Annotated in this window: 15 protein-coding genes; 5 read left to right on the top strand and 10 right to left on the bottom strand. The window is 60.4% G+C overall.

What is annotated here, in order from left to right; translation table 11 throughout:
• The first annotated feature begins 48 nt into the window (after positions 1-48).
• On the top strand, positions 49-1,278 hold the full coding sequence (locus tag KVQ82_RS19155; RefSeq protein WP_041075051.1) for an acyl-CoA dehydrogenase: 1,230 nt from the start codon (positions 49-51) through the stop codon (positions 1,276-1,278).
• Positions 1,279-1,423: 145 nt separating this feature from the next.
• Here the strand turns inward: KVQ82_RS19155 and KVQ82_RS19150 are convergent, their stop codons facing one another.
• Positions 1,424-2,758 carry a substrate-binding domain-containing protein gene (locus KVQ82_RS19150; RefSeq protein ID WP_222015216.1) on the bottom strand — a complete coding sequence of 445 codons (1,335 nt, stop codon included), beginning with the start codon at positions 2,756-2,758 and terminating at the stop codon, positions 1,424-1,426.
• Between the two features lie 162 nt (positions 2,759-2,920).
• A complete protein-coding gene (gene xthA, locus KVQ82_RS19145) occupies positions 2,921-3,733 on the bottom strand; it encodes an exodeoxyribonuclease III (RefSeq protein WP_145596614.1) in 813 nt (270 codons plus the stop codon).
• A 327-nt stretch (positions 3,734-4,060) separates the two neighbouring features.
• Here xthA and KVQ82_RS19140 point away from each other — a divergent pair, with 327 nt between their 5' ends.
• The 3 genes from KVQ82_RS19140 (at position 4,061) to KVQ82_RS19130 (ending at position 10,176) form a co-directional block, all read left to right on the top strand.
• Positions 4,061-4,711, top strand: coding sequence for an N-acetyltransferase (locus KVQ82_RS19140; protein ID WP_086794616.1), 651 nt, complete (start codon positions 4,061-4,063; stop codon positions 4,709-4,711).
• 66 nt (positions 4,712-4,777) lie between these two features.
• The gene (locus tag KVQ82_RS19135) at positions 4,778-6,505 is read left to right on the top strand and encodes an autotransporter assembly complex family protein (RefSeq protein ID WP_222015215.1); all 1,728 of its coding nucleotides are present in this window, start codon (positions 4,778-4,780) and stop codon (positions 6,503-6,505) included.
• Complete coding sequence (locus KVQ82_RS19130; protein WP_222015214.1) at positions 6,502-10,176, top strand: translocation/assembly module TamB domain-containing protein; 3,675 nt, start codon at positions 6,502-6,504, stop codon at positions 10,174-10,176. The genes KVQ82_RS19135 and KVQ82_RS19130 overlap by 4 nt, the downstream gene beginning before the upstream one ends.
• A gap of 155 nt (positions 10,177-10,331) precedes the next feature.
• Here KVQ82_RS19130 and KVQ82_RS19125 read toward each other — a convergent pair whose 3' ends face one another.
• From KVQ82_RS19125 to KVQ82_RS19090, 8 genes are all read right to left on the bottom strand, one after another.
• Positions 10,332-12,842 carry a fimbria/pilus outer membrane usher protein gene (locus tag KVQ82_RS19125; RefSeq protein WP_222015212.1) on the bottom strand — a complete coding sequence of 837 codons (2,511 nt, stop codon included), beginning with the start codon at positions 12,840-12,842 and terminating at the stop codon, positions 10,332-10,334.
• Between the two features lie 84 nt (positions 12,843-12,926).
• Entirely contained in the window at positions 12,927-13,676 is a 750-nt protein-coding gene (locus KVQ82_RS19120) for a molecular chaperone (protein ID WP_222015210.1), read from the bottom strand.
• Positions 13,677-13,748: 72 nt separating this feature from the next.
• Positions 13,749-14,342 carry a fimbrial protein gene (locus KVQ82_RS19115; protein ID WP_222015208.1) on the bottom strand — a complete coding sequence of 198 codons (594 nt, stop codon included), beginning with the start codon at positions 14,340-14,342 and terminating at the stop codon, positions 13,749-13,751.
• 109 nt (positions 14,343-14,451) lie between these two features.
• Positions 14,452-15,099, bottom strand: a complete 648-nt coding sequence (locus KVQ82_RS19110) for a response regulator (RefSeq protein WP_108182311.1) — start codon at positions 15,097-15,099, stop codon at positions 14,452-14,454.
• A gap of 22 nt (positions 15,100-15,121) precedes the next feature.
• Positions 15,122-18,289 carry a hybrid sensor histidine kinase/response regulator gene (locus KVQ82_RS19105; RefSeq protein WP_222015206.1) on the bottom strand — a complete coding sequence of 1,056 codons (3,168 nt, stop codon included), beginning with the start codon at positions 18,287-18,289 and terminating at the stop codon, positions 15,122-15,124.
• 86 nt (positions 18,290-18,375) lie between these two features.
• On the bottom strand, positions 18,376-19,563 hold the full coding sequence (locus tag KVQ82_RS19100) for an EAL domain-containing response regulator (protein WP_222015204.1): 1,188 nt from the start codon (positions 19,561-19,563) through the stop codon (positions 18,376-18,378).
• Positions 19,550-22,363, bottom strand: coding sequence for an ATP-binding protein (locus KVQ82_RS19095; protein WP_108182314.1), 2,814 nt, complete (start codon positions 22,361-22,363; stop codon positions 19,550-19,552). Before KVQ82_RS19095 ends, KVQ82_RS19100 begins: the two co-directional genes overlap by 14 nt.
• Before the next feature lie 52 nt (positions 22,364-22,415).
• Positions 22,416-23,384: a fimbrial protein gene (locus KVQ82_RS19090; RefSeq protein ID WP_222015203.1), complete on the bottom strand. Its 969-nt coding sequence runs from the start codon at positions 23,382-23,384 to the stop codon at positions 22,416-22,418.
• A 177-nt stretch (positions 23,385-23,561) separates the two neighbouring features.
• On the opposite strand from KVQ82_RS19090, the gene KVQ82_RS19085 reads away from it, so the two are divergent.
• Positions 23,562-24,884, top strand: a complete 1,323-nt coding sequence (locus KVQ82_RS19085; protein WP_222015201.1) for a DUF308 domain-containing protein — start codon at positions 23,562-23,564, stop codon at positions 24,882-24,884.
• The last annotated feature ends 98 nt before the right edge of the window (positions 24,885-24,982 follow it).

Below are 24,982 nucleotides of genomic sequence, written 5' to 3'. Positions count from 1 at the left end.
ATCGATTGCATGATCTGAACAACCTCTGCCCATAGAAGGTAATTGCTCATGGATTTCGCTTATTCGCCCAAGGTGCAAGAACTGCGTGAGCGCGTGACCGCGTTCATGGACACTTACGTTTACCCGGCCGAAGCCGTGTTCGAACGCCAGGTTGCCGAGGGCGATCGCTGGCAGCCGACCGCGATCATGGAAGAACTCAAAGCCAAGGCCAAGGCTGAAGGTCTGTGGAACCTGTTCCTGCCGGAGTCGGAACTCGGCGCCGGGCTGACCAACCTGGAATATGCACCGCTGGCTGAGATCATGGGCCGTTCGCTGCTCGGGCCGGAGCCGTTCAACTGCTCGGCGCCGGACACCGGCAACATGGAAGTGCTGGTGCGCTACGCCAACGAAGAACAGAAACAGCGCTGGCTCGAACCGCTGCTGCGCGGCGAGATCCGCTCGGCGTTCGCCATGACCGAACCGGACGTGGCCTCGTCTGACGCCACCAACATGGCCGCCCGTGCCGTGCGTGATGGCGACGAGTGGGTGATCAACGGCAAGAAGTGGTGGACCTCCGGCGCTTGCGATCCGCGTTGCAAGATCCTGATCTTCATGGGCCTGAGCAACCCCGACGCACCGCGCCATGCCCAGCACTCGATGATCCTCGTACCGGTCGACACCCCCGGGGTAAAAATCGTCCGTCCGCTGCCGGTGTTCGGTTACGACGATGCACCGCACGGCCACGCCGAAGTGTTGTTCGACAACGTGCGCGTGCCGTACGAAAACGTGCTGCTCGGTGAGGGAAGAGGCTTCGAAATCGCTCAGGGTCGCCTTGGCCCGGGCCGCATTCACCACTGCATGCGTTCGATCGGCATGGCCGAGCGCGCACTGGAATTGATGTGCAAACGTTCGGTGAGCCGCACCGCGTTCGGCAAACCATTGGCGCGTCTGGGCGGCAACGTCGACAAGATCGCCGACTCGCGGATGGAAATCGACATGGCGCGCCTGCTGACCCTGAAAGCGGCGTACATGATGGACACCGTGGGCAACAAAGTGGCAAAGAGCGAGATCGCGCAGATCAAGGTTGTCGCTCCGAATGTCGCGCTGCGGGTGATCGACCGGGCGATCCAGATTCACGGCGGGGCCGGGGTCTCCAACGATTTCCCGCTGGCCTACATGTACGCCATGCAACGCACCCTGCGCCTGGCCGACGGCCCGGACGAAGTGCACCGCGCGGCGATTGGCAAGTTCGAGATCGGCAAGTATGTGCCGAAGGAAATGCTGCGCAGCGAGCGCTGATCCAGTACCGCGTCATCGTTCATCGCTGGCAAGCCAGCTCCCACAGGTTTGTTTGGTGTTCACAAACTTTGTGTTCACTGGAAATCTCTGTGGGAGCTGGCTTGCCAGCGATGACGTAAGCAGGTTCAACACATCAACATCAGATTCAGTACACCCAAACCTCAACCCGCCGATTCTTGATCCTGCCTTCATCCGCACTGTTCGCCGCCACCGGCATCAACGCGCCAAACCCGCGCACCTCGCGCATCACCACGCCGTTTCTCACCAGTTCGCGACGCACCGCCATTGCCCGCAGTTTCGACAGCAGGTCGGCGCGTGCCGGGTCATCTTTCTCGTCGCCAAACCCTACCAGTGTCACCGCGCGCTCGGTCTTGGCGTGACGCTTTATATAGTCGAGCACCCGCGCCAGGTCCTGCCGCGCCTTGTTGTCCAGATTCGCGCTACCTTCCTCAAAACGGAAGTTCACCGTCAGACGCAGGGCATGTCGGCTGAGGGATTGATAACCCTCGGGCATCAGCGCATTCGGGGTGACGGTCATCGCGTGCACGGTCTGGCTGATGAAACCGTTGGCCGCGACAATCTTCTGGCCCTGTGGGCTTTGCGCAAACGCCACCAGCGCCGATGCCCACGGATTCTGGTTGCTGGGCGGCAAATAAAAGAACAGGCGCCGCGACAGCGGATAGTCCTCGGTGGCAATCAGGCTGTTGAGCGGCGACATCGACTGCGATGCGCCGTCAGCGATGGCCACGGCTTTAGCCTGGCGCACATACGGCAGGCCGATGAAACCGATGCCTTGCGGATCGTTGCTCACCGCATCGGACAATTGCTCGCTGGATTCGAAGCGTTTCGCAGTGGAACTCAGGTGTTTCCCACGACGAACCAGCACCAGTTCCTTGAACGTGTCGTAGGTACCGGACTGATCATCCCGCGCATATAAATGAATCGATCCGCCGTGCCCGCCGACATCTTCCCAGGTTTTCACCTCACCGCTGAAGATCCGCGCCAGTTGCTCGGTGTCCAGTTGCTGCAGGGGGTTGCCGGGGTGAAGGATGATCGCCAAGCCGTCGATGGCGATCACTTGCTCGGCCTCAGCGCTTTTCAGGTCGCCGAGCGCTTCCAGGTTGAGCAGTTCGCTGTCCTTGATTGGGCGTGAGGAGGCGGCGAGGTCGGCGCTGGCGGTTTTCAGTGCGGTGAACCCGGTGCTGGAACCATGGGCGGCGACTTCAATCACCACCCGTTGGCCTTGCGCAGTCTGAGCCACGATGTGTTGTTCGTTGGCGTTGTCGGGGTTTTCGCGGTGAATCTTCAGCAGACCCTGCTCTTGCAGAAAACCTTCGACCAGCGCCGGGCCGAGATCGGCGCCGATGGTGTTGGAACCCTGAATGCGCAATGCCGGGCCGTTTTCGGGGACGGGCAGGGTGGCGGCACTGACCGTCAGCCATGCACTCGACAGAAAAGCGAACAGAACACGCAGGGTCATGCCGGCACCGAATCAGGCCAAGGGGATTGCCGGGGAGATTAAGTCAGGTGCATGACCAAAACATGACAGATCAAAAGATCGCAGCCTGCGGCAGCTCCTACAGGAAAACGCGTTCCAATGTAGGAGCTGCCGCAGGCTGCGATCTTTTGATCTTGACCAATATCAGCTCAACTCAAGCCAGATTGGCGCATGATCCGACGGTTTTTCCATGCCGCGCAGTTCGTAGTCCACGCCCGCATCCTTGACCCGTGGCAGCAAGCCATGGGAGGCGAGGATCACGTCGATGCGCAGGCCACGTTTCGGTTCATCTTCAAACCCACGGCTGCGGTAGTCGAACCAGCTGAACCGGTCGGTCACGTCCGGGTTGAGGTGGCGGAAGCTGTCGGTCAGGCCCCAGTTTTTCAGGCGGGCCATCCATTCACGTTCTTCCGGCAGGAAGCTGCATTTGCCGGTTTTCAGCCAGCGCTTCATGTTGTCCGGGCCGATGCCGATGTCGCTGTCTTCCGGGGAAATGTTCACGTCGCCCATCACCACCAGCGGCTGTTCGTTGTGGAACTGGCTTTCCAGCAGGGTTTGCAGGTCGCTGTAGAAGCGCTGTTTGGCCGGGAATTTGGTTGGGTGGTCGCGGCTTTCGCCCTGCGGGAAGTAGCCGTTCATGATGGTCACCGGTACGCCATTGGCGTCGGCGAAGGTGCCCCAGATAAAGCGGCGCTGGGCGTCTTCTTCATCGCTGGCGAAGCCTTTGTGAATCGCGATCGGCTCACTGCGCGAAAGCAGGGCAACGCCGTAATGGCCTTTCTGACCGTGGAAATAAACGTGATAACCCAGCGCACGCACTTCTTCCAACGGGAATTGGTCGTCGTGGACCTTGGTTTCCTGCAGGCCGATCACGTCCGGCTGATGCTTTTCGATCAGCGCTGCCAGCTGATGCGGACGGGCGCGCAGTCCGTTGATGTTGAAGGAAACAATCTTCATGGTCGGCAGTCCTGGCAAAAGGGCGATGCTAGCTGACATGTGGGATGGGGGCCAGTGTGGGGTAAGCAGATTCCCTGTGTTCTGTCAGATGAGTGTTGCCGGTATAGGCCTCATCGCTGGCAAGCCAGCTCCCACAGGTTCAATGGTGTTCACATATTTTGTGTGCGACGCAGGCACTGTGGGAGCTGGCTTGCCAGCGATGAGGCCCGCCCGGTCGATGAAGATCCGGAGTTGGTCTATACCTGTGGGGAACTGCGCCACCTGCAAGAGGTTCGTACCAACAAGAGCGCAGTCATTTGCGCTGCGCCCCGGGGGAGAATCACCGTCATGCCTGAAACCCAGACTGCCATCGCCGACATCCACATGCTCGACCGCGGTTACTCGCGCGAAGCCCGATCGTTGCTGTATCAGGCGTACCGCCACGAGCCGACCTTCGGTTACTTGTTCGAGGCCGAGCGGCCGGGCTACGAGCAGCGCGTACGGGCCACGGTGCGTGAGCTGGTCAAGCAGCATTTCCTGCAGGACCTGCCGGCCATCGGTCTGCTGGTCAACGACCGCCTGATCGGGATTGCCCTGATCGCACCGCCGCAACGGCGTCTGGGGATCACCGAGAGCTGGGCGTGGCGCCTGCGCATGGTGCTCAGCACCGGTTTCCGGTGCACCCGGCGTTATCTGGCCTATCACGATGCGGTGGCGGCGTGCGTGCCCAGCGACTCGGTGCACATGTTGCCGCTGCTGGGAATCCACCCGCAGTTTCAAGGTAAACATTTCGGTGAGCAGTTGCTGACGGCGGTGCACAACTGGTGTGCGGTGGACGAAACCTCGCAAGGCGTCGTACTCGACACCGGCAACCCGCGTTACCTGGAATTCTATAAACGCCAGGGCTACGAAGAGATTGGCGAAGTGGCCGTCGGCCCGGTGCGCGAACATGTATTTTTCCACGCCAATCCGCAGGTGTTACAAACTGCAACAGCATAGCAATCGAACTTCTTCGGAAATTTCCTGTTCTATCACGCTCCCAAGCCCGTGATAGCATCCGCGCCTATGAAGTTTCCAGGAAGATTTACCAGTGGCGTGCTCCTGCTGTTAACCAGCTGCGCGGCGCTGGCGCAAAGTGAATTGGACGTGCGGATCAAACCGTCCAACGACGAACTCAAGGCCAATATAGAAGGCTATATCGGCAGCCTCGGCGATCGTGACGAACAAGCCTTGCTGCGCTTCAGTCGCGGGGCCGAGGAGCAGGCGCGCAAAGCCGCGCAGGCCTTGGGTTATTACCAGCCGCAGATCGACAGCGATGTGAAGGGCGGTGATAAACCGCGCCTGGTGCTGAACATCGATCCCGGCGAGCCGATTCGTCTGCGCAACGTGACTATCCGCGTCGACGGGCCCGCGGCCTCCCTCAAATCCTTTCGTGTGCCGAGCAGTGACACGCTCAAGTCCGGCGCCGTGCTCAACCATGGGCGTTATGAAGACGCCAAACGCCTGATTCAGAACCAGGCCTCGCGCTTCGGCTTTTTCAGTGGCCATTTCACCAGCCAGAAACTTTTGGTCGACCCGCGTGCCGGGGTGGCCGACGTTGAATTGATCTACGACAGCGGCCCGCGTTATGCGCTGGGCAGCGTCAGTTTCGAGGGCGACACGCCGTTCGACGAAGACCTGCTGCAACGCATGGTGCCGTTCAAGGCCGGCGACCCGTATGACTCCGAGCTGATCGCCGAACTCAACCGCGACCTGCAATCGAGCGGCTATTTCGAAGGCGTACGTGTCGATGCCGCACCGACGGCGGCGAAAAACGACGTGATCCCGGTCGACGTCAAACTCGACACACGCAAGCCGCGCACCATGGGCCTGGGCCTCGGTTATTCCACCGACGTCGGCCCTCGGATCAAGGCCAACTGGACGCGCCACTGGGTCAACCCGCAGGGCGACAGCTACGGTTGGGAGGCTGAACTGTCGGCGCCACGGCAAAACGTCGGGCTGTTCTACGACATCCCGCTCGACCCGCCGTTGACCGATAAATTGCGCTGGGCCGGTGGTTATCAATACGAAGACATCGACGGCTCCGACACCCTGAGCAAGCTGCTGACCTTCGGCCCGGAATGGCACAGCAAGTTGCCCAGCGGCTGGCAGCGGGTGATCTCGCTGAAATGGCAGCGCGAGGAATATCAGCTCGGCGACGACTCCGGCCTGAGCACCTTGTTGATGCCTGGCATCAGCTATTCGTACCTGAAAAGTGACAACCGCATCGACCCGCATAACGGCTATCGCCTGACCTTCGAAAGCAAAGTGGCGAAGGAAGGCCTCGGCTCCGACAACAACCTTTTATATGGCACGGCGTTGATCAAAGGCCTGACCACAGTGTTCGACAACCACCGCTTCCTCGGCCGGGTGCAGGTCGGTGGCAGCGCCACCAACGGTTATAACTCGGTACCGCCGTCGCTGCGTTTCTTCGCCGGTGGCGATCAGAGCGTGCGCGGTTACGACTACCAGAGTCTGTCCCCGGAAAACGCCAAGGGCGACCGCATCGGTGGACGCTACATGGTCGCCGGCAGCGTCGAGTACCAGTATTCGATTGCCGAGAAATGGCGGATCGCGACTTTCGTCGACCAGGGCAACTCCTTCAACAAACTCGAACTGCCGAACCTCAAGACCGGGGTCGGTATCGGTGTGCGCTGGGTCTCGCCGGTGGGGCCGATCCGCCTCGACCTGGCCCACGCGCTGGACGACGACGGCGGCATCCGGCTGCACTTTTCCATGGGGCCTGAGCTGTGAAGCGTGGTTTGAAAATAGCGACACTGGCGCTGTTGGCGCTGGTGCTGTTGGTTGTATTGAGCATCAGCGCGGTACTCGGGACGCAGGCCGGCAGCCGCTGGGTGCTGAGCCTGGTGCCGGGTTTGAGCGTGGAGAATTTCCAGGGGCGCCTCGGCGGGCAATGGAGCGCCGATCATCTGTTGTGGCAGCAGGGCAGCAGCCGGGTCGAACTGAGCAAGCCGATTTTCGCCTGGTCGCCGCTGTGCCTGACGCGCATGACCCTGTGCATCGAACAGCTCAAGGCCGATCAGGTGATTCTGCAATTCCCGCCGAGTGAGGAAACCACCGACAGCGGCCCGATTCAACTGCCGGATCTGCAATTGCCGGTGGCCATCGAGCTGGGCGACGTGCAGGTTGGCAGCCTGCTGTTCAACGGCAGCGAACAGCTCAAGGGCTTGCAATTGGCGGCGCACTGGACCGCCAAAGGCCTGCAGATCGACAGCGTGAAATTGCAGCGCGACGACCTCAGCCTGAACCTCTCCGGCCTGCTGCAACCGACCGACAACTGGCCGCTGAACATTGTTGGCGACTTGACCCTGCCGTCACCGGGCACCGGCCCCTGGACGCTGGCGCTGAAGGTTGACGGCGATCTGCTGAAAACCCTCAACCTGCACGCCGATAGCCACGGCTACCTCGACGGCCAGTTGAGCGGCGAACTGCAACCGCTGGCAGAAAACCTGCCGGCCAAGGTGCGCATCACCTCCGAGGCGTTCAAACCCAGCGCCGATCTGCCGGACACCCTGCAACTCAATCAACTGGTTTTGACCGGCGAAGGTGACCTGAAAAACGGTTATCAGTTAAACGGCAATGCCACGCTGCCCGCCGATAAAGGCCCGGTGGCGCTGCTGCTCAAAGGCAAAGTCGACGCCAGCGGCGCGCAGATCGCCGGCCTCGACCTGACGGCCAACGACAAGCAAAGCCTGAAGCTCACCGGCAGCGTTGACTGGAGCAAGGGCCTCACGGCTCAGGCCAACATCAACTGGCAGGATTTCCCGTGGCATCGGCTGTATAACGAAATCGACGAGCCGCAAGTCGCCTTGCGCACCTTCACTGGCGAAGTCTCCTACACCGACGGTCAGTACCTCGGTAACTTCGCCGCCGACCTCGATGGCCCGGCGGGGGCGTTCAGCCTGAGCAGTCCGTTCAGCGGCAGCCTGAAGCAAATCGCCTTGCCACAGCTGAAGATGGAAGCCGGGCAGGGCAAGGCTGAAGGCCATGTGAACGTGCAGTTTGCCGATGGCATCGCCTGGGACACCGCGCTGGATCTGTCAGCACTCAACCCGGCGTACTGGGTTGCGGAGTTGCCGGGCACCCTGGCCGGGCCACTGAAAAGCAAAGGCGAAATGAAGAACGAACGCCTGAGCCTCACCGCCGACCTCGACCTCAAAGGCAAATTGCGCGGGCAACCGGCGATCCTCCAGGCCAAGGCGGACGGCGCCGGCGAGCAGTGGAACCTCAACGCCCTGCAAATCCGCCTCGGCGACAACAGCATCAGCGGCAAGGGCAGCATGCAACAGAAACTCACCGGGCAGATCGACATCAAGCTGACGCGCCTGGCCCAGCTCTGGCCGCAGTTGCGCGGGCAGGTCACGGGGCTGGTCAATGTCGCCGGTACGCTGAAAGCACCGCAAGGCAAGCTCGGCTTGCAGGGTTCGCAACTGGCGTTTCAGGACAATCGTCTGCAAAGCCTCAATCTCGATGCCACGCTCGACAGTGCGCAACGGGCGAAGATCGATCTCAAGGGCAGCGGCATTCAAGCCGGTGACACCAACCTCGGTGTATTGACCGCCAGCGCCCAAGGCGACATCAAGCAGCAGAAACTCAACCTCGACCTGCTCGGGCCGAAGCTGAAACTGGCCCTCGGCCTTGATGGCAATCTGGACAAGGGTAACTGGCGCGGACGTTTGGCCAGTGGCGATATTCAGGCCGGCGGCCAGGACTGGAAACTGCAGAGCCCGGCCAAACTCGAACGCCTCGCCGACGGCAAGATCAACTTCGGCGCGCATTGCTGGATGTCCGGTAATGCCAGCCTGTGCGGCGAAGATCAGCGCCTGCTGCCGGAGCCGAAACTGCGTTACCACCTCAAGCAGTTCCCGATTGAAAGCCTCGCGCAGTGGTTGCCGAAAGACTTTGCCTGGCAAGGCAGGCTCAACGCCGATCTGCAATTGGATCTGCCGGCCAGCGGCCCCAATGGCGTGGTCAGCATCGACGCCAGCGGCGGCACTTTGCGCATGAAAGAAAAGGATCAGTGGCTGGACTTCCCGTACCAGACCCTGAAGCTCACCAGCAAACTCACACCCAAGCGGGTGGACACCGAACTCAACTTCGTCGGCGGCAAACTCGGCGAGTTGATGGTGCAGGCGCAGCTCAATCCGCTGCCGAAAAACAAACCGTTGAGCGGCTCTTTCCGCCTGAGCGGACTGGACCTGTCGGTGGCGCGGCCGTTTGTGCCGATGGTCGAAAAACTCACCGGACGCCTCAACGGCAGCGGCACGATTTCCGGCGGGCTGCTGGCGCCGCTGGTCAACGGCACGGTCAAACTCAGTGACGGTGAAGTGTCCGGTGCCGAGCTGCCGATGGAGCTCAAGGACCTGCAACTGCAAGCAGTGATTGCCGGCGAATCGGTGCGCCTCGATGGCGGCTGGAAAAGCGGCAAAAGCGGGCAGGGCAACCTGAACGGTAACGTTGCCTGGGGGCAGGCGCTGATGGTCGATGTCGCGCTCAAGGGCACGCAACTGCCGGTGACCGTCGAGCCTTACGCCAAACTGGAAGTGGCGCCGGACCTGAAGATTTCCATGGCCGGCGACGAGCTGAAAATTGCTGGCAAGGTCCAAGTGCCCAGAGGCGAAATCACTGTGCGCGAACTGCCGCCATCGACGGTAAAAGTCTCCGATGACACGATCATCGTCGGGGCACAGACCGAAGAGGGCAAACCGCCGCTGGCCATGAAGATGGACATCGACGTGGTGGTCGGCGAAGACAAACTGAGTTTTGCCGGATTCGGCCTGACCGCCAACCTGCAAGGTCACGTGCACATCGGCGACAACATGGACACCCGTGGCGAGCTGTGGCTCAACGACGGCCGTTACCGCGCCTACGGCCAGCGCCTGAACGTGCGCCGTGCGCGGCTGCTGTTCGCCGGCCCGATCGATCAGCCGTATCTGGACATCGAAGCGATTCGCCAGACCGACGACGTGATCGCCGGTATTCGCCTGAGCGGCAGTGCCGAGCAACCGACCACGCAGATCTTCTCCGAACCGGCGATGAGCCAGGAACAGGCGTTGTCGTATCTGGTGCTCGGGCGGCCGTTGAGTACCAACGGCGAAGACAACAACATGCTCGCGCAAGCGGCGTTGGGTCTGGGCTTGATGGGCAGTTCCGGGGTCACCAGCAGTCTGGCCAAGGACCTGGGGATTCAGGACTTCCAGCTCGACACCCAGGGCAGCGGCAACACCACCAGCGTGGTCGCCAGCGGCAACATCTCCGAGAAACTCAGTTTGCGTTACGGCGTTGGCGTGTTCGAACCGGCCAACACCATTGCGCTGCGTTACAAGCTGAGCAAGAAGGTCTATGTCGAAGCGGCCAGCGGTGTCGCCAGTTCGCTGGATATCTTCTACAAGCGCGATTTCTAGATCGCGCTTCCTCCTTAAACCGAGTCGCCTCCATCGCTGGCAAGCCAGCTCCCACAAGTCTCTCTGGTGCACCTGAATATTGTGACCGGCAAGGACCCTGTGGGAGCTGGCTTGCCAGCGATGGCGTCTTCTCAGTCGTCGGCGCAGACGTTGGATCACTGGAGATCTGCGGATTTCTCAGAGGCTGTCGCGTGGCACACCAGCGCCACCCGCTCATAGTTCAGCGCCTTGTTGCGCTCCGGCAACGCGTAAGGCGCTTCGCAGCGCTGGTTCTGCCAGTTGATGATCAGGGTGCCGGCGTCGGCCTCCACCAGCGCCAGTGCCTTGCCGCCCGGGTCGGAGATCGCCAGTTGCTTGCCGGCGCTGTCCTCCAGCGAGGCGCCAAACGGGATCGGCTGGTGCTGCGCATCGAACAAGGCGAACTGCACGCGGCGTCCGGTCTTGCTGGTGTAACGCGCCAGCACCACGGCACCACGGCGTGGCACCACTTGTCGGGTCGCATTGTCGATCTCGACATCGCCGCCCAGATCGCGGGTGTCGAGGTTGATCCAGTTCACGCGATAGGGCTGCGCATTGGGCACCACGGCGAAGCCGTTACTGCCGGTGCTGGCCCCGGTGAAACTGCCGATTTTCACTCCTTCCACGCCTTCGACTTGAGCCAGCGCGAACGTCTCGCCCACGGTTTGTCCGAGGTTGATCCCGCCGGCATGGCCGACGATCGAACCTGCCAGGTTCAGGTTCTGCGAGTTGTAACCGCGGCCCTGACTGTAACCGGCACTGATATCCATCACCGAGGTGCGGGTGCTGAGGTTGACCGATCCGGAGCTGCCACCGGTGCTGCTGTTGCCGGCTTGTACCGAGTAATAGGTGTCGCTGTCTTCCGACAGATAGCCGTTGATGCCCATTTGCGTGGTGTCGCTGGATTTCTGCGTGCTGGCCGAGACAAACGCCCGGGGAGCGCGGGGCTTGGAACCCAGCGGGAACGACACCGACAGGTTGACCAGTGTGTCGTTGTTCGCCGGCCCGTAATTGCCGACATCCTTGGTATACGTCGCGCCGAGGTTGTAACTCACATCCCCCCAATAGTTGCTATAACCGGCCGACAGGCTTTGTGAACCGCCGCGTCCCCAGTAACGCTGGTCGCTGGCGTTGATGTAGACGCTGCCATATTCCTGGTTGCGCCCCAGGCTCTGATTGACGGTCAGGTCGGTACGGGTTTTCGAGTTGCCGGTACGTGGCTGGCCATCGTGGCTCAACTCCTCGACGTGCTCGGTGAGGGTGCGATAGCCCTCGGTCGAGTAGCGATAGGCGGCGAGAGTGAAGTTGGTGTCGGTGCCAGTGAACGTCTTCGCATACAGGGCACGCAAGCTATTGCCGGTGAGCGTTTCGCCGAAGGTGTTGCTCATGGAGTGGGTCAAGTCCAGTGAGATCGCACCGATGGCGGTATTGCGGCCAGCGCCGACGGACAATGCCTTGAAGTTGTCCGTGGCCTGCACCCCGACGATCCCGGACAAGTTGCTGCTGATGCCATACGCCAGTGTGCTGCTGACAAACTGCGGGGTCTTCTGATCCTCGCTATTGCTGTTGTACTGGCCGGCCGAGACGCTGTACTTCAACTGGCCCTGGCGAACCATGATCGGCAGGCTGGAAAACGCTTGCACTGTCACTCGGCGCCTACCATCGGCTTCGATGATTGTCACTTCCAGGTCACCGTTGGAGCCGCTGGGATAGATATCGCTGATCTCGAACGGCCCCGGCGGCACGTTTGCGCTGTAGAGGATGTAGTTGTTCTGGCGAATCTCCACGGTCGCGCTGGATTGCGCAATGCCGCGAATCACGGGTGCATAACCGCGCTCGCTGTCGGCACGCATGCCGTCGTCCGAGGCCAGCTTCAGCCCGCGGTAGCGCACGCTGTCGAACAGGTCGGCGTCGGAGAAAATATCCCCGGCGCTGAACTGGCCTTTCACTGCGGTCACGTCATGTTGCAGGTAACTGCGGTTGCTTTTGAACGTGCTGGGGCGGCCAGTGCTGCTGTTGAAGTTCGATTCGTTGCGCAGGCGCCAGCCACCGAGGTTGATCCCGTTGCGCAAGCCGAGGTTGTTGGACAGGGTGTTGTCGGCCTGGGTGCTGTTGCGGCTGCTGCTCAACTGATAATTGATGAACGCGGCGGGTACGCCTTCGTCCCACAGCGCCGAGTCGACGTAACCCCGTCGGCCACGCTCCATGGCACTTTGCGGGACACTGACCATCAGCCGCAGACGCGGCACGTCGTAACGGACAGTAGCGTGATCGATCAACGCGGGCAGATCGACGCAGGCGTTCGGGTCATCGCCGAGCAGTTTGCCGGCGGCCTGCAGTTTGCCGATGTCGACCCCCAGTTGCTGCACCATCTCCCGGGTCAGACAGGCTTCGATCTTTCCCGTACCAGGATGGCGACGGAAATCGATATCGCGCCGGCCGACCAGCGTTTCGTTGCCGTAGAGATCGACCCGATAAATGCCGGGCAGCACGCGACTGCTGGCGAGCAGTGATTGCAGGTCGACAGATGAGGGGGCGCCTTGCAGAAACGATGTATTGAATTGTTCTTCGTCATCGGCCAGGCAGGTGCAACTGATAACCAGAGCAACCGAAAATGGCGCCCATCCGTCGCGCTTGAGTAAAAACATGCAGGAACCCTATATCACCTCCGATACGAACTAACGGAGCGAAGAGAAATACAGTGAATGTGTGCGATCAGTGCGATTCGCGAGTTATGGCGTTTCTTTCTTTGGACTGGCGCGAGTGTCGACGCTGTTGGAAAGTTGCGCGGTGAAGCGATCTTGGGCGCCATAGTCATTAATGCTGCTGAACAACAAACTTGCCGCATTCGTCGAGTGAAGTTGTTTAAGCACGAACTCTTTGCGTTCGCCGGGCGCGATCATCATCGAATCAAACGGGTGCTCACTGAGTGCGCCGGATTGCAGAGTGATATCGGCGATGGACACGTGATAAAGACCGGGGTTATTCACCATCAGCACGCTTTTGCCGGCGCGCTCGGCCAGGCGCCAGGTCAATTCGCTCGGTGCCAGATAGGCGTTGTTTTTCAGGCCCGCCGGGCGGAAGAACACCTTGATGCGCTGGCGCACGGCGAGTTGCAGGGTGTTCTGGGTCTTCGCATTCTGGGGGATTTCCTGCACGTTGAGCCAGACCACCGACTCGCGGTCGGTCGGCATGCCCGCGCCTTCGTAGATCACCCGCAGGATCTGCTGTTCGTCGCCACTGACGCGTACCAGTGGCGGAGTGACGGCAAACGGTACCGCGGCAGTTTCACTGGAGTCGGTGTCGATCCATGATTGAATCAATACATCAGCACCACTGTTACGCACGGTGATTCCGGCTTCCTTGTGCTGGCCGTCGAAGACCAGACGGGTGCTGCTCAAGGAAATGCCGGCCATGGCCTGATTGGCCACGAGCAGGCCCAAAAGGCCCGCGCAAAGGGACAATGAGTGACGATAAAACATAAGGGGTACCGCGCTGTTGATTGAGGGTGCAGGGCCGGCCGGCCCTGCACCAGGCGTGAGTGTTCGCGCGGGTTATTCGTATTGCAGCGTGAACGGCAGGGTGGCGTCACCGCGACCGGCAACGGCGGTTGTCACGTCGCCAGTGGTGACGTAGGCGGCCGAGAATTTCAGCGTGGTGTTGCTGTCTTGCAGAGTATTTTCGATCTTCGCAGTTGACGGCGAGCTCAGGTCGATCAACGCTCCGTTGGAGTCGAGCAAGGCGATACCAATGTTCTTCGCAGCACCAAGACCGTCGATCAGCTTCAGCACTTTGGTTCCGGCAACAATGCCCGAACCTGCGCCCTTGGTCGGCTCGAAGATCATCGCAACCTTGGTCCCGGCGTTGCAGTTGATCTTCATGTCGAAGTTCTCGACGCTCAGGGTGCCGTTGCCTTTAGGCGCAGTGGCGGTGCCCATGCCCTTGATCGACACTTCACCCATGTCGACCGAAATGGTTTTGTTCTTGCCGGCGCCTGCAACCGAGCAGGCATCGTTGTTGATGGTGCCGGTGAAGTTGATCGTGCCGGTGCCGGCCTTGGTCGGGGTCAGTGGCGGGTCGGCTGCCAGGACATTGCCGGCCGCAGCGAAGATCGAAAGGGTGAGAAGCGTTCGGGACAACTTTTTCATGTTGCTTTTTCCATTGATGGGGTTAAAGCAACACAATAAAGCGCGGTTTACTAACGGAACATCAGACGATTCCTAGATGTACGAAAGTATCAGAGAGGTGGCTGCTTTATTAGTTGAACAAGTTGCGCTCAATACAATAGGCCATTAACTCTTGGTCGCTACTGACTTCAAGTTTGCGCATTGCCGATATTTTTTGTGTACTGATGGTTTTTGCACTTCTGTTCAGGTGACGGGCAATGTCGTTGACGCCTTGGCCCTGAACGAACAAACGCAGAATTTCATGCTCCTTGGGCGACAGCCGGGAAAAACGTTCATCCAGAGCGGCGCCGTCGCTCACTACGGATGTCGGCGCGGGTGCTTGCCAGCGCACCGGGCTGCCTTTGGCGATGGCTTTGAGGGCGGTCTCGATTTCGTCGTGCAGTTGGTTTTTCTGAATGACCGCCAGCACGCCCAGCTCCCGCAGGCGCGTCAGGATCAAGGGGTTGGAAATCATGGTCAGCACCAATACCCGGAGCTTGGGAAAGTGTCGTGTCAGGTATTCCATCAGTTTCAGACCGTCTCCGTAAGGCGAATCGGCGGGCATGTTGAAATCGGTGATCAACAGATCTACAGGCTTGGTCTCCAGCAGCTTGATCAGCTCATCGGAGCTAACGGCTTCGCCCACCACGCGAAAGCGTTGGTCACGCTCAACCAGTTCCCGCACCCCCAGCACCACGATGGGATGATCATCGGCAATGACAACGTTGAAGGTTTCCATGAGTGATTTATCCAGAGTGAAGTTATTCGAGGGAGTCGAGCAGATCTTGCAGACGCGTCAGATTTTGTCGCACCGCCACGGCCAGAGGGGGCGTCACGGCCATGCCGGTCAAGCGACATTCCAGCTCGACAAAAGCGCTGGCCAAGACGTTGACCTGCACCGCTCCCAGCGCCCCCGCCATGCTGTGCAGTTGCTGCGCCACGTTATTGGCGTCGGCCGCATCCAGTGCCGTCAGGGTGGTCTGAATATCCTGGCGCAGGGTGGTGACAAACAACTCGCGCATTTTTGCAGATAGCGACGGCGGGGCATCGATAACGGGGGCCATAGCGATTTTGCAATGTTGTTCAAGTTGCGCGCGCAGGGTGGCAAGGTTCAGTGGCTTGACCATCCAGGCGTTCATTCCGACGGCTGCGCAACGCTCGCCTTCTTCGCGCAGAGCGTTGGCGGTGACGCCGATGATCGGTAGCGTTGTGTCCTGTTGGCGTATCGCTTCGGCGAGTCGGTAGCCATTCATGACTGGCATGTTGACGTCGGTCAGCAGCAGATCGAAGCGGCCGGGTGTCCACTGCGCCAAGGCCTGTTCGCCATTCGCGGTGACGACCACCGTGCAGCCCAGTGCTTCCAGTTGTTCCTTGATGATTGCCGCGTTGATCACGTTGTCTTCGGCCACCAGCACTTGCAGATTCAACGGGCGGGTCTTTGCCTGCAACGAGGCTGGGCGCTGCGCATTGGCGCCGAGTTGGGCCAGATGAATCGCCCATGCGATCGCGCGCACATCATCGGCATCGACCGCCCAGTCGGTGCCGTTTGACTGCGCCGGATTGGGGCCACCCGGCACGGCGACGATCCGTGGCCCGTTCCGGAGTGGGGCATTGTCGATGGGCGCAAGGTCCACCAGCAGCGACGACGGCGGCGGCATCTCGCTCACCACCAAGCGGCAATCAAGACCAAAACGATTGAGCCAGGCAATAAGGTGCTGCGCCAGTTCGCTGACGGGGGCACGAACATAAACGGTGGGACTGCCGGCAGCGAAAGCAGGGCAGTCAGCCAATGCCCCCGGCACGGTCTCCAGCGCGAGCTGCAGGGTAAAACTGCTGCCCAGTCCCGGTTCGCTGACCACGTTCAACTTCCCTTGCATCAACTCGCACAGCCACTTGCAAATAGCCAGGCCCAGACCCGCGCCGGCCTGACTGTCGGCGTCGTTGACCTGATAGAACGGGTCGAACAACTGCTGCTGTTGTGTCAGGGAAATCCCCACGCCGGAATCACTGACCTGCCACTGCACCTCGGTGTTGCCAGCGGCGTTTTGCAACATGCGTAGGCGCAGCGCCACGCGGCCGTTGTCGGTAAACTTGATCGCGTTGCTCAGCAGGTTGTTGAGGATCTGGCGGATGCGCAACGGGTCACCGCGCAGTCGATCCGGCAAGGTCGAATCGATGCAGGCATACAGTTGCAGGCCTTTCGCGCGGGCAAATGCGCTGTAAGTACGCACGACGTCTTCAGTCAGCTCCAGCGGGCAGAAGTCCTGAAGCTCAAGAGTCATTTGCCCGGCCTCGATCTTCGACACATCCAGCACATCGCTGATCAGCTTGAACAGGCTGGCGGAGGAGCGCTGGATGGTGTCCAGATAATCCTGCTGGCGCGGGGCGAGTGGTGTCAGTCCGAGCAATTCAAGGGTGCCCAGTACACCGTAGAGCGGGGTGCGAATCTCATGGCTCATGGTGGCGAGGAAGCGGCTTTTGGCCTGGTTGGCCGAGTCGGCGGCCTGACGGGCCTCTTCCAGCGCTGCTGCGTCTTCGATATGCCGGGTCACGTCATGCAGTGCACACAGCCAGGCATCCTGGCCTTGGTAACGCGTCGACACGAAATCGACGTGCACGTGGCGGCGGTCAATCTCCAGTTCCGCGTGACCAGGCCCGGTCGACTGCTGGAGCAGACTCATCAGATCGCGGGTGTCCTGCCATTGCTGCGCACGCTGGTTTTGCAACAGTACGCGGTGATCGCTACGGCGGATCACGCACAGGCCTGTGGGAGCCGTGTCGATGATCGCGCGGCCGAAAGCCTCGCTTTCGGCGATGCTGGCGTGAGCGCTCTGCGCCGGCAGGATGACCCGGTTCATGTACCAGCGATTGAACGCGCGGCCACATCCGAGCATGGTCAGGACCAGAGCGAACAGGCCCAGCAGTGGCCACAGCGCGTAATCCATAAAACTCTGCACGCTGATGACGTAGATCGCCGTCCAGCGCTGATCTTCGGCACTGCTAAGTTTGAACACCAGACCGTCGCGATTGAAGTTCACGCCCTCATCCAGCGCCTGAGCAGATCGCTGTGCGCCGGTCAAAACCTCGCCAGCGGGACTGATCAAGGTGAAGTCATCGTAAATCGACCACTCCATCAATCGCTCTATGTTGTTCACCTGAGACAGTTTCAGCAACGTGCCGAGCACCACCCAGGAATCGGCGCCCTCAATGGTCAGTGTGGGCTGCAGCAGATTGATCCTGACGTAGGCCAGCAGCGTCGGTGTCGCTTCGTTGTCCTGAGTGGGCGGGTAGGGTGCCCAATGCACTTGATGATCGGCCGTCGATGAAGCCTGTTCGCGTGTGTGCTGGTTCATCTGGCTGATGATCTGGGCAACCGCGCCGATTTGTATCGGGCCGGCACCGCGCAAGCGCCCGGCGGAGGGAACGGCCACGTCGAAGTTGTCGGGGCCATTAAGCAGGATCACTTGCGGCGATTGATAGTGCGATGCCGCCCAGAACGCGCTGTAGTAGGCGGCCAGATAACTGCCCAGCGCGAAAACCTTGGGGTATTGGTCGGCGGCGATTCTCTGCGGATCAATCTTTACACTGAACGGCAGTGAGAACGGCAAGCCACGCCCCTCATAGACATTCGGGCCTTCTTCTGGCAGCGGTTTTTGCGAATAAGTGGGCAACACGACCAAAGGAAAATATTGACCCTTGGCACTGGCCTGAGAGATATCGCGAAGGAACGCTTCCTGCTCATAGATATTTTCCATCAAACGGGCGAAGTGAAACTGCAGCGTGTCGCGCTGTTCTTCAATCATGCGCTGCGCGCCCAGATAACTGACGCCGAGCAAAAACAACACCAGCGCGCCGAGCACTGGCAGGCTTTTGTTCAAACGCAACGAACTGCTGGCCAGCTTATCCAGAAATGCATTGGTCTGCGGCATTAGAGCGCCTGACCAGCGGTGATGGGGCAGCCTTGGGACACAGTGACCTCGGTAGCGAGCGACGTTCAATAACCGCCACGTGCCGCTCAATAGGCAGTCGCCGGCCCGTCGTGGGTCAGCAAGTGCTGGAACTGATCGGCTGAAACGGCATGGGAGATCAGGAAACCCTGAACCTGAGTGCAGTCGATTTTACGCAATAGGGCAAGTTCTTGCGCGGTTTCCACGCCTTCGGCGACTACGGTCAGGCCCAGTTGGCGACCGAGGCTGACAATGCTGGTCAGGGCTTGCGCGAGTTCGGCGTTGGCGTTGCAGCCTTGCACCAGCGCGCGGTCGATTTTCAGTTCGGTGAACGGTGCCGACACCAGGTTCATGTACGAGCTGTAGCCTTTGCCAAAATCGTCCTGCGACAGACCAAAACCTTTGATCCGCAAGCGGCAGGCGCCAGCGTAGAAATTGCTGATGTCGTCGGGCACCGAGCACTCCATCAACTCGAAACAGATCCGCGCGGGCAGGCCTTGATGGGTCAGAACGAACGCGAGAATGCGGTCGGGCAGGTCGTGGCTGTTGAGCAAGTGCGTGGGCAGGTTGACCGAGACCGGAATGTCATAGCCCTGTTCGCGCCAAGTCGCTTGGGCGGCGATCGCCTGTTTCAGCACGCACCAGAGCAGAGGCTCTTCGAGACCGAACGCAATCAACGCCGGCAAAAATACCCCGGGTAACAGCGTGCCATGTTCAGGGTGATTCCAGCGTACCAGCGCTTCGGCGGCGACGATCCGGCCATTGCTCAAAGCCTTCTTCGGTTGAAACCAGGCTTGCAGTTCACCGTTGTCGAGGGCGTTGCAAATACTCTGGCGATCAATGCCGGGATGGCTCGCCGCCGGGGCGCTTTGGCGCAGTGCCTGCAATTGATCGATCAGGCAGCGCAGGGCGGCGGCATTCACCGGTTTGGAAATCAGCCCGATGACTTTCACTTGCAGGTTGCTCGCCACCAGGCTCGCGCCCATCAACATTCGTCGTGAAGCGGCGCTCATGATCGCCAGTGCCGGGCGTGAGCGTTGCGCGGCGAGGCTCTGAATGAATTGCACACCGTCCATGCCCGGCATCAACAGGTCGGTAAGGACCATATCGAAGTCGCGTTGTTTCAGGCAGTCCAATGCTTCTTCGCCGTCCCTGGCGCACGCCAGATCGAAGTCACCCAACTCGCTGAACAGGTTCTGCAAATACAGGTGCTGGAAGGGGTGGTCTTCGACAATCAAAATGCTACAGGGCTTCATGAGCAACTCGTTCGTAGGGAGCCAGGATCGCGGACAAGGCTCGCAGCGTAAAAGGTTTGACCAGACAGTGATTCATCCCGGCCGCCAGACACAAGGCATCTTCGCCGCGCAGGGCGTTGGCGGTGGCGCCGATGATCGGGGTGACACAGCCGGCATGGCGCAGGGCTGCGGTCAATTCGTAGCCGTTGAGCCGGGGCATGTTGACGTCGGTGAGGACAATGTCGAACGCGCCTTCGCGCCAGAGCGACAAGGCTTCTTCGCCATCGCTGGCCAATGTCACGGTGCAGCCGAGCTCTTCGAGCTGATCGCGCAGGATCAACTGATTGATGACGTTGTCTTCTGCCACCAGTATGTATAGTTGTAATGGTCGTAACGTATGGGTTTTTCGATGCTGTGGATGCGGGGCGGTCGCGCCGCCCTGAGCCTGGCTGACCGCGCGCTGGATCGCGGCCAGATCGTTCAGATTAACTTTCCAGCCGTCTCCGCTGAACTGCGGTTCGTGGGCGCCGTCGCTGCTGGCGAGTACGCGCGGCCCGTACCATGCCGGGTTCGAAAACTGTCCGCAGGGTGCGGGATGCAGCTCCAGCAGTACAGCCGTCGCGCCAGCTTCCTGGCTGTCAGGTGCACCAATTTGTGGACGCGCGCCCCAGCGGCGCAACCAGCCGCTGATGCTGTCGGCCAGTTCGCGGATGGGCGACACCACATAAACGATGTCTGCCGCCAATTCCGGCAAAGCAATAATGGAGGCGCCTGAGGAGGGTTGCTCCAGCGGCACGCTCAAGGAAAAACTGCTGCCCAGTCCCGGCTCGCTGACCACGCGCAGGCTTCCGTTCATCAAGTGCGTCAGCCGCTGACAAATCGGCAGGCCCAGACCCGTGCCGGCCACTACGTTGGTGTGGCCTTCAGTCTGGTAGAACGGTTCGAAAATGAACGCCTGATCGTCATGGGCGATGCCTTTGCCGGTGTCCGAGACCTGCCATTGCAGGCACACGCGTTCACCTTCGCGACCGAGCAGTTTGACCCGCAGCACCACGCGCCCGGAGTCGGTGAACTTGACCGCGTTGCTCAGCAGATTGTTGAGGATCTGCCGCACGCGGCTGACATCTCCGATCAACCGGTCCGGCAATTGCGAGTCAAGGCATGCGTACAGTTGCAAACCTTTGCTTTGCGCCGCCGCCGCGTAACCCTGCACCACTTCCTGCACCAGTGTCGCCGGGCAAAACTCGCTCAATTCCAGAGCCAGTTGCCCGGCCTCGATTTTCGAAACATCAAGCACGTCGCAAATCAATTGCAGCAGAGTGGCCGAGGAGCCTTCGATGGCGTGCAGGTAACCTTTCTGCTGGGTATCGAGTTGCGTACGGGCGAGCAGTTCCAGGGTGCCGAGCACGCCGTAAAGCGGGGTGCGGATTTCGTGGCTCATGGTCGCGAGGAACAAGGTCTTCGCCTCGTTGGCGGCGTCGGCCGACTGGCGAGCCTGTTCCAGCGCCGCTTCGATTTGCCGGCGTGCACTGATGTCGCTGAAGGCACACAACAAAACGTCTTCACCTTTGTAGCGGGTAGGTGCGCAGCTCAGGTACAGGTGGCGGCCATCGGCGGTCTCGAAATAATCCGTCAGGAGAGGTTCGCTGGCGTCAAAGGCACCGCGAATCCAGCCTGCACCCAGTTGCTTGCTGCAGCCGCCCAACCACTGCCGGGCGAGGGTGTTTTCCAGCACCACCTGGCCGTCGCTGCGTCGCAGCACGCACAGCGCTACCGGGGCGGTCTGGATCACGTCGCGGCTGAACAGCTCGCTTTCCACCAGTGCCTGAATACGGTGAATGGCCGGGTTGATCACGCGGTGTTCCAGACGCCGGGTCAGCAGGCACACCAGGCTGACACTCAGCAGACAGAACAGCAGCGCACCGAGCATTTGCGGCCATAGTGCCCACAGTACCGCGAGCAGATCGAAGGAGTAGGTGAGCTGCCAATCCGATGATTTCAGCTGCTTGCGCAATACCAACTGTTCGGGCAGCCAGCCGTCACCGACAAAACCGAAAAAATCCTGTTGCCGCAGCAGCGGCAGATGTTGCCCGGGCGGTGGTCTGTGGCTGTTGCTGAACAGCGGCATGCCTTGCGCGTTGAACATGGTGAATTCGCCGGCACTGTGGTCGCTCAAGGCGCTGGAGACTTCGCGGTCGTCCATCTCCAGACCGAGCCAGCCGGAGTTGATGTCGCGCTCGTCCAGCCGAATGAATATGTACAACTGCGAGTGCCCGTCAGCGGCATGAGTCAGCCAGAGTTCCTTCAGATTTTCGCGATTGTGGTGCTTGAGGGTTTGCAGTTGCTCAAGCGTGGCCCGGGGAAAAGCACTGGGCACCGGCGTCGCGTTGTACAGGCGCCACACTTGAGGCTGGGGGGCGCTGCTGACATAGACCAGGTTGAGTTGCCGGGCTTTGAGGTAGTCGCGCATGCGTTGGGTCAGCCAGATGCTCCATTGGCGGCCCGGCGTTTGCCCGAGTAACAGACGGATCTCTTCCTCGGAGACCGGCAGATCCGGGTGGGCCATGCGCGTGGCCGAAAGGCTCAGGCTTTCCAGGAGTGCTTCGCGGGTGGTGAAAAAAGTATGCGCTTCCGCAATGGCGCTGCTCATGTAGCTGCGCCGCTGGGAGATTTCACTGTTGAAGGTAAACAACAGGAAGCTGTATACGCCGCCGAGAATGCCCGCCAGCAGCACCAGGGCAAAAATGCGCAACAGGCGACGCGCCGCGTGGGGCGATGACAGGATCGGGCTGATCTGGTGGAGGTAGTTCTTCAATCTCATCCCGGCACTCTAGGGACGGCCAGGTGCCGGGAACATCAGATGATCCTTAGTTTTAAAGGTAGTTGACGATGAAGGTGACCTCGGTGTTGGCGCTGCCGGCCTTGAGTTCATCTGTCGCCAGACGGTAGTACGAAGCCGATAAAGGAATTTTGAAGTTGGTGCCAGTAGTGGTGAATGCGCCGAAAGGGTAGGTGGTGCCCAGTGCAATGGGCTGTCCGGTGTCGTTCATCAATTGCAGGCCGATGCCCTTGGCGGTGGAACTGTCGTTGAGCGCGACGATGCCTTTGGCTGCATCGATCACAGGGGTGTTGGCCTTGAGCGTATAGGTGACCTTGTTGATGCCGGTCTGGCACTGGTTCAGGTCAATGTTGAATCGCACGGTACGCGGTTTGGCGCCTGACTCACTGAACTCGTGAAGTTGATAGTCGTCGCCCATGGCGACCGGCACAGTCGGGGTTTGGCAGGAGGCCGCATTCAGCACAAATGCATTGGTCAGGTTGAATTTGTTCAGGATCAGCTCACTGGACTGCAGGTTGCCCAGATTGCCGGCATCAATCCTGACTTGCGACGCCAGTGGGCCGGTCTTGACGATTTCCAGTCGGATTGTGCCGGCGTCGACGCGGTAGTGGGTGCCTGGGCTTGGCTTGATCGCATACGGAGAGGGTTCATAGCGACTTAACGAATCCATCCAGATACGGAACGAGAGCCCGGTCTTGCCTATGGGAAAGGTCGTTACGCTCCCGGGTGGTGTGCCTAATGCGGGATTGACTGCCACGCCGTATTGCGAAGTTGCACTGCACGACCAGTTGTGCGTGCTCGATTGCTGCGCGGTGTCCTGGTAGACCACTGTGCCATCGGGTGTGTCGGCGGGGATTGTCAGCCCACCATTGGCAAGGCTTGCGCCAAAGTTGAGCGTTTGGGTGTACGAAGAATTGACGAATGTGCAATTCGCCGCCATCGCGTCCGACGCGCACATGACTACCAGGGTGAGCAATGGGCGCTGAAGTTTTGATCGCTTCATGAAAAGGCTATACGTGTTGGCCAGGGAGGCCCTTACGTTAAACACGCAGTCTGCCGTGTGAAATCAGGCGATTCCTAGAAATCGCGTTCGCGATTCGGAAATGTCAGGATGTATTAGACTCAGCGAAGCCTGAAAGCTCGGTAGGTTGCAACTGCCCCAATGCAACAGGAAGCGCCTATGGTCCGCTTGAGTATGGTCCTGCTCGGTAACGACTTTGTCCGCAAGCGTTGGTCAGCACTGGCGCTGACCGGAATTGTCTGGGGTGCGGCCGGGGTGGCGATCTTCATCGATGCGCTGGATGGCGTTTTGTATTTTCCGCTGCATCTCTTTGGCTATCTGTTGTTGCTCGAAGCGTTGATCCTGCTGCTGGTGCCGGCCCCGCAAACCGGGACCGCTGCGGCCCTGCGTAAAGCGCGAGGTCTGGCATTTCTCTTGCTGGGGCTGCTGATCGTCGACCGGCAACATGCCGCCAGCCTGATTCTGGCGGTGCTGTTTGGTGTGGCGTTTCTGCTCGACGGCGGCTTTCGGCTGGCGGCGGCGGTGGTGGTGCGCTTTGTCGGCTGGCAAGTGTCGCTGCTGGCGGGGTTGTTCGAGCTCGGCTTTGGCGTGTTTATCCTTGAGCCGTATCCGACGCTGTACAAGGGCACGGTGCCATTCTGCATCGGCATGAGCCTGTTTCTCTCGGGCTGCGCGTTGTTGCGCCAAGCCGTGCGCTTCAGGCACCTGCCGCCGCTGACAAACCCTGTTGCGCTCAGTGCGCCGGCCAGCAGCGACGCATTGGTCATTCATGTCTGGACACCCAGCGGCACCGTAGATGACACCCTGGTACGCAACCGCCTGCTCAACCGCTATATCGCCGCGGTCGACATCAACGGCGTGATCTCCGCCGGCCACGCGGCGCTGGAATGCGGCCCGGACATTTACATCAGCCATTACCCGCTGGACGACATTGATCGGTCGGCCGGGGATTTCGTGCGCTTGCTGCGGGCGACGCCGAACAATGATGTCCCAGGGCGGTTTCTGCCGGACTATGCCGGCGAGGTCGCGGACTGGTGCCCGTCTTCGGTCCAGGTCAGCTTTGCCCACTACGACGCCCGGCGGTTGCAGGTGTTCTGGGTGGAGTATCGGCAGAACACCATCTACAACCTCACCAGTCGCAACTGTTCGAGTGTTGTCGCCCATAGCCTCGAAGCAGCGCTTGAAGGGGCGATGAATCACGGGCATTCGAGCATGCTCGATTTCGCCAGAGTGATACTCAGCCCCGAGTTCTGGGTGGCGGCGCAGGTGCGTAAACGCGCCGAAGTGATGGCCTGGACGCCCGGTTTGCTGCTTGATTACGCCCGGGCGCTGCATGCCGCGATCGAGCCGGCACCGCCGGGCTGGCACAGCATGTATGCGGTGATCAAACGCGCTTGCGGTTATGCGCTGACGGCCTTGCGCGGGCGTGAAGTGCATCCCCTCCAGCCGCCGGCGGCTGCCCGTCCTTCCGATGAAACCTGAGCGTCTTTAAACCGAGTTGCCCCAATCGCTGGCAAGCCAGCTCCCACAGGGTCAGTGGTGTACTCAAAATTCACGTACGCCATAGAAACCTGTGGGAG

Origin of the sequence: Pseudomonas sp. AO-1 (genome assembly GCF_019775695.1) — a bacterium.
GTDB classification, from domain to species: domain Bacteria; phylum Pseudomonadota; class Gammaproteobacteria; order Pseudomonadales; family Pseudomonadaceae; genus Aquipseudomonas; species Aquipseudomonas parakoreensis.
This window is presented reverse-complemented; position numbering and strand designations above follow the sequence as displayed.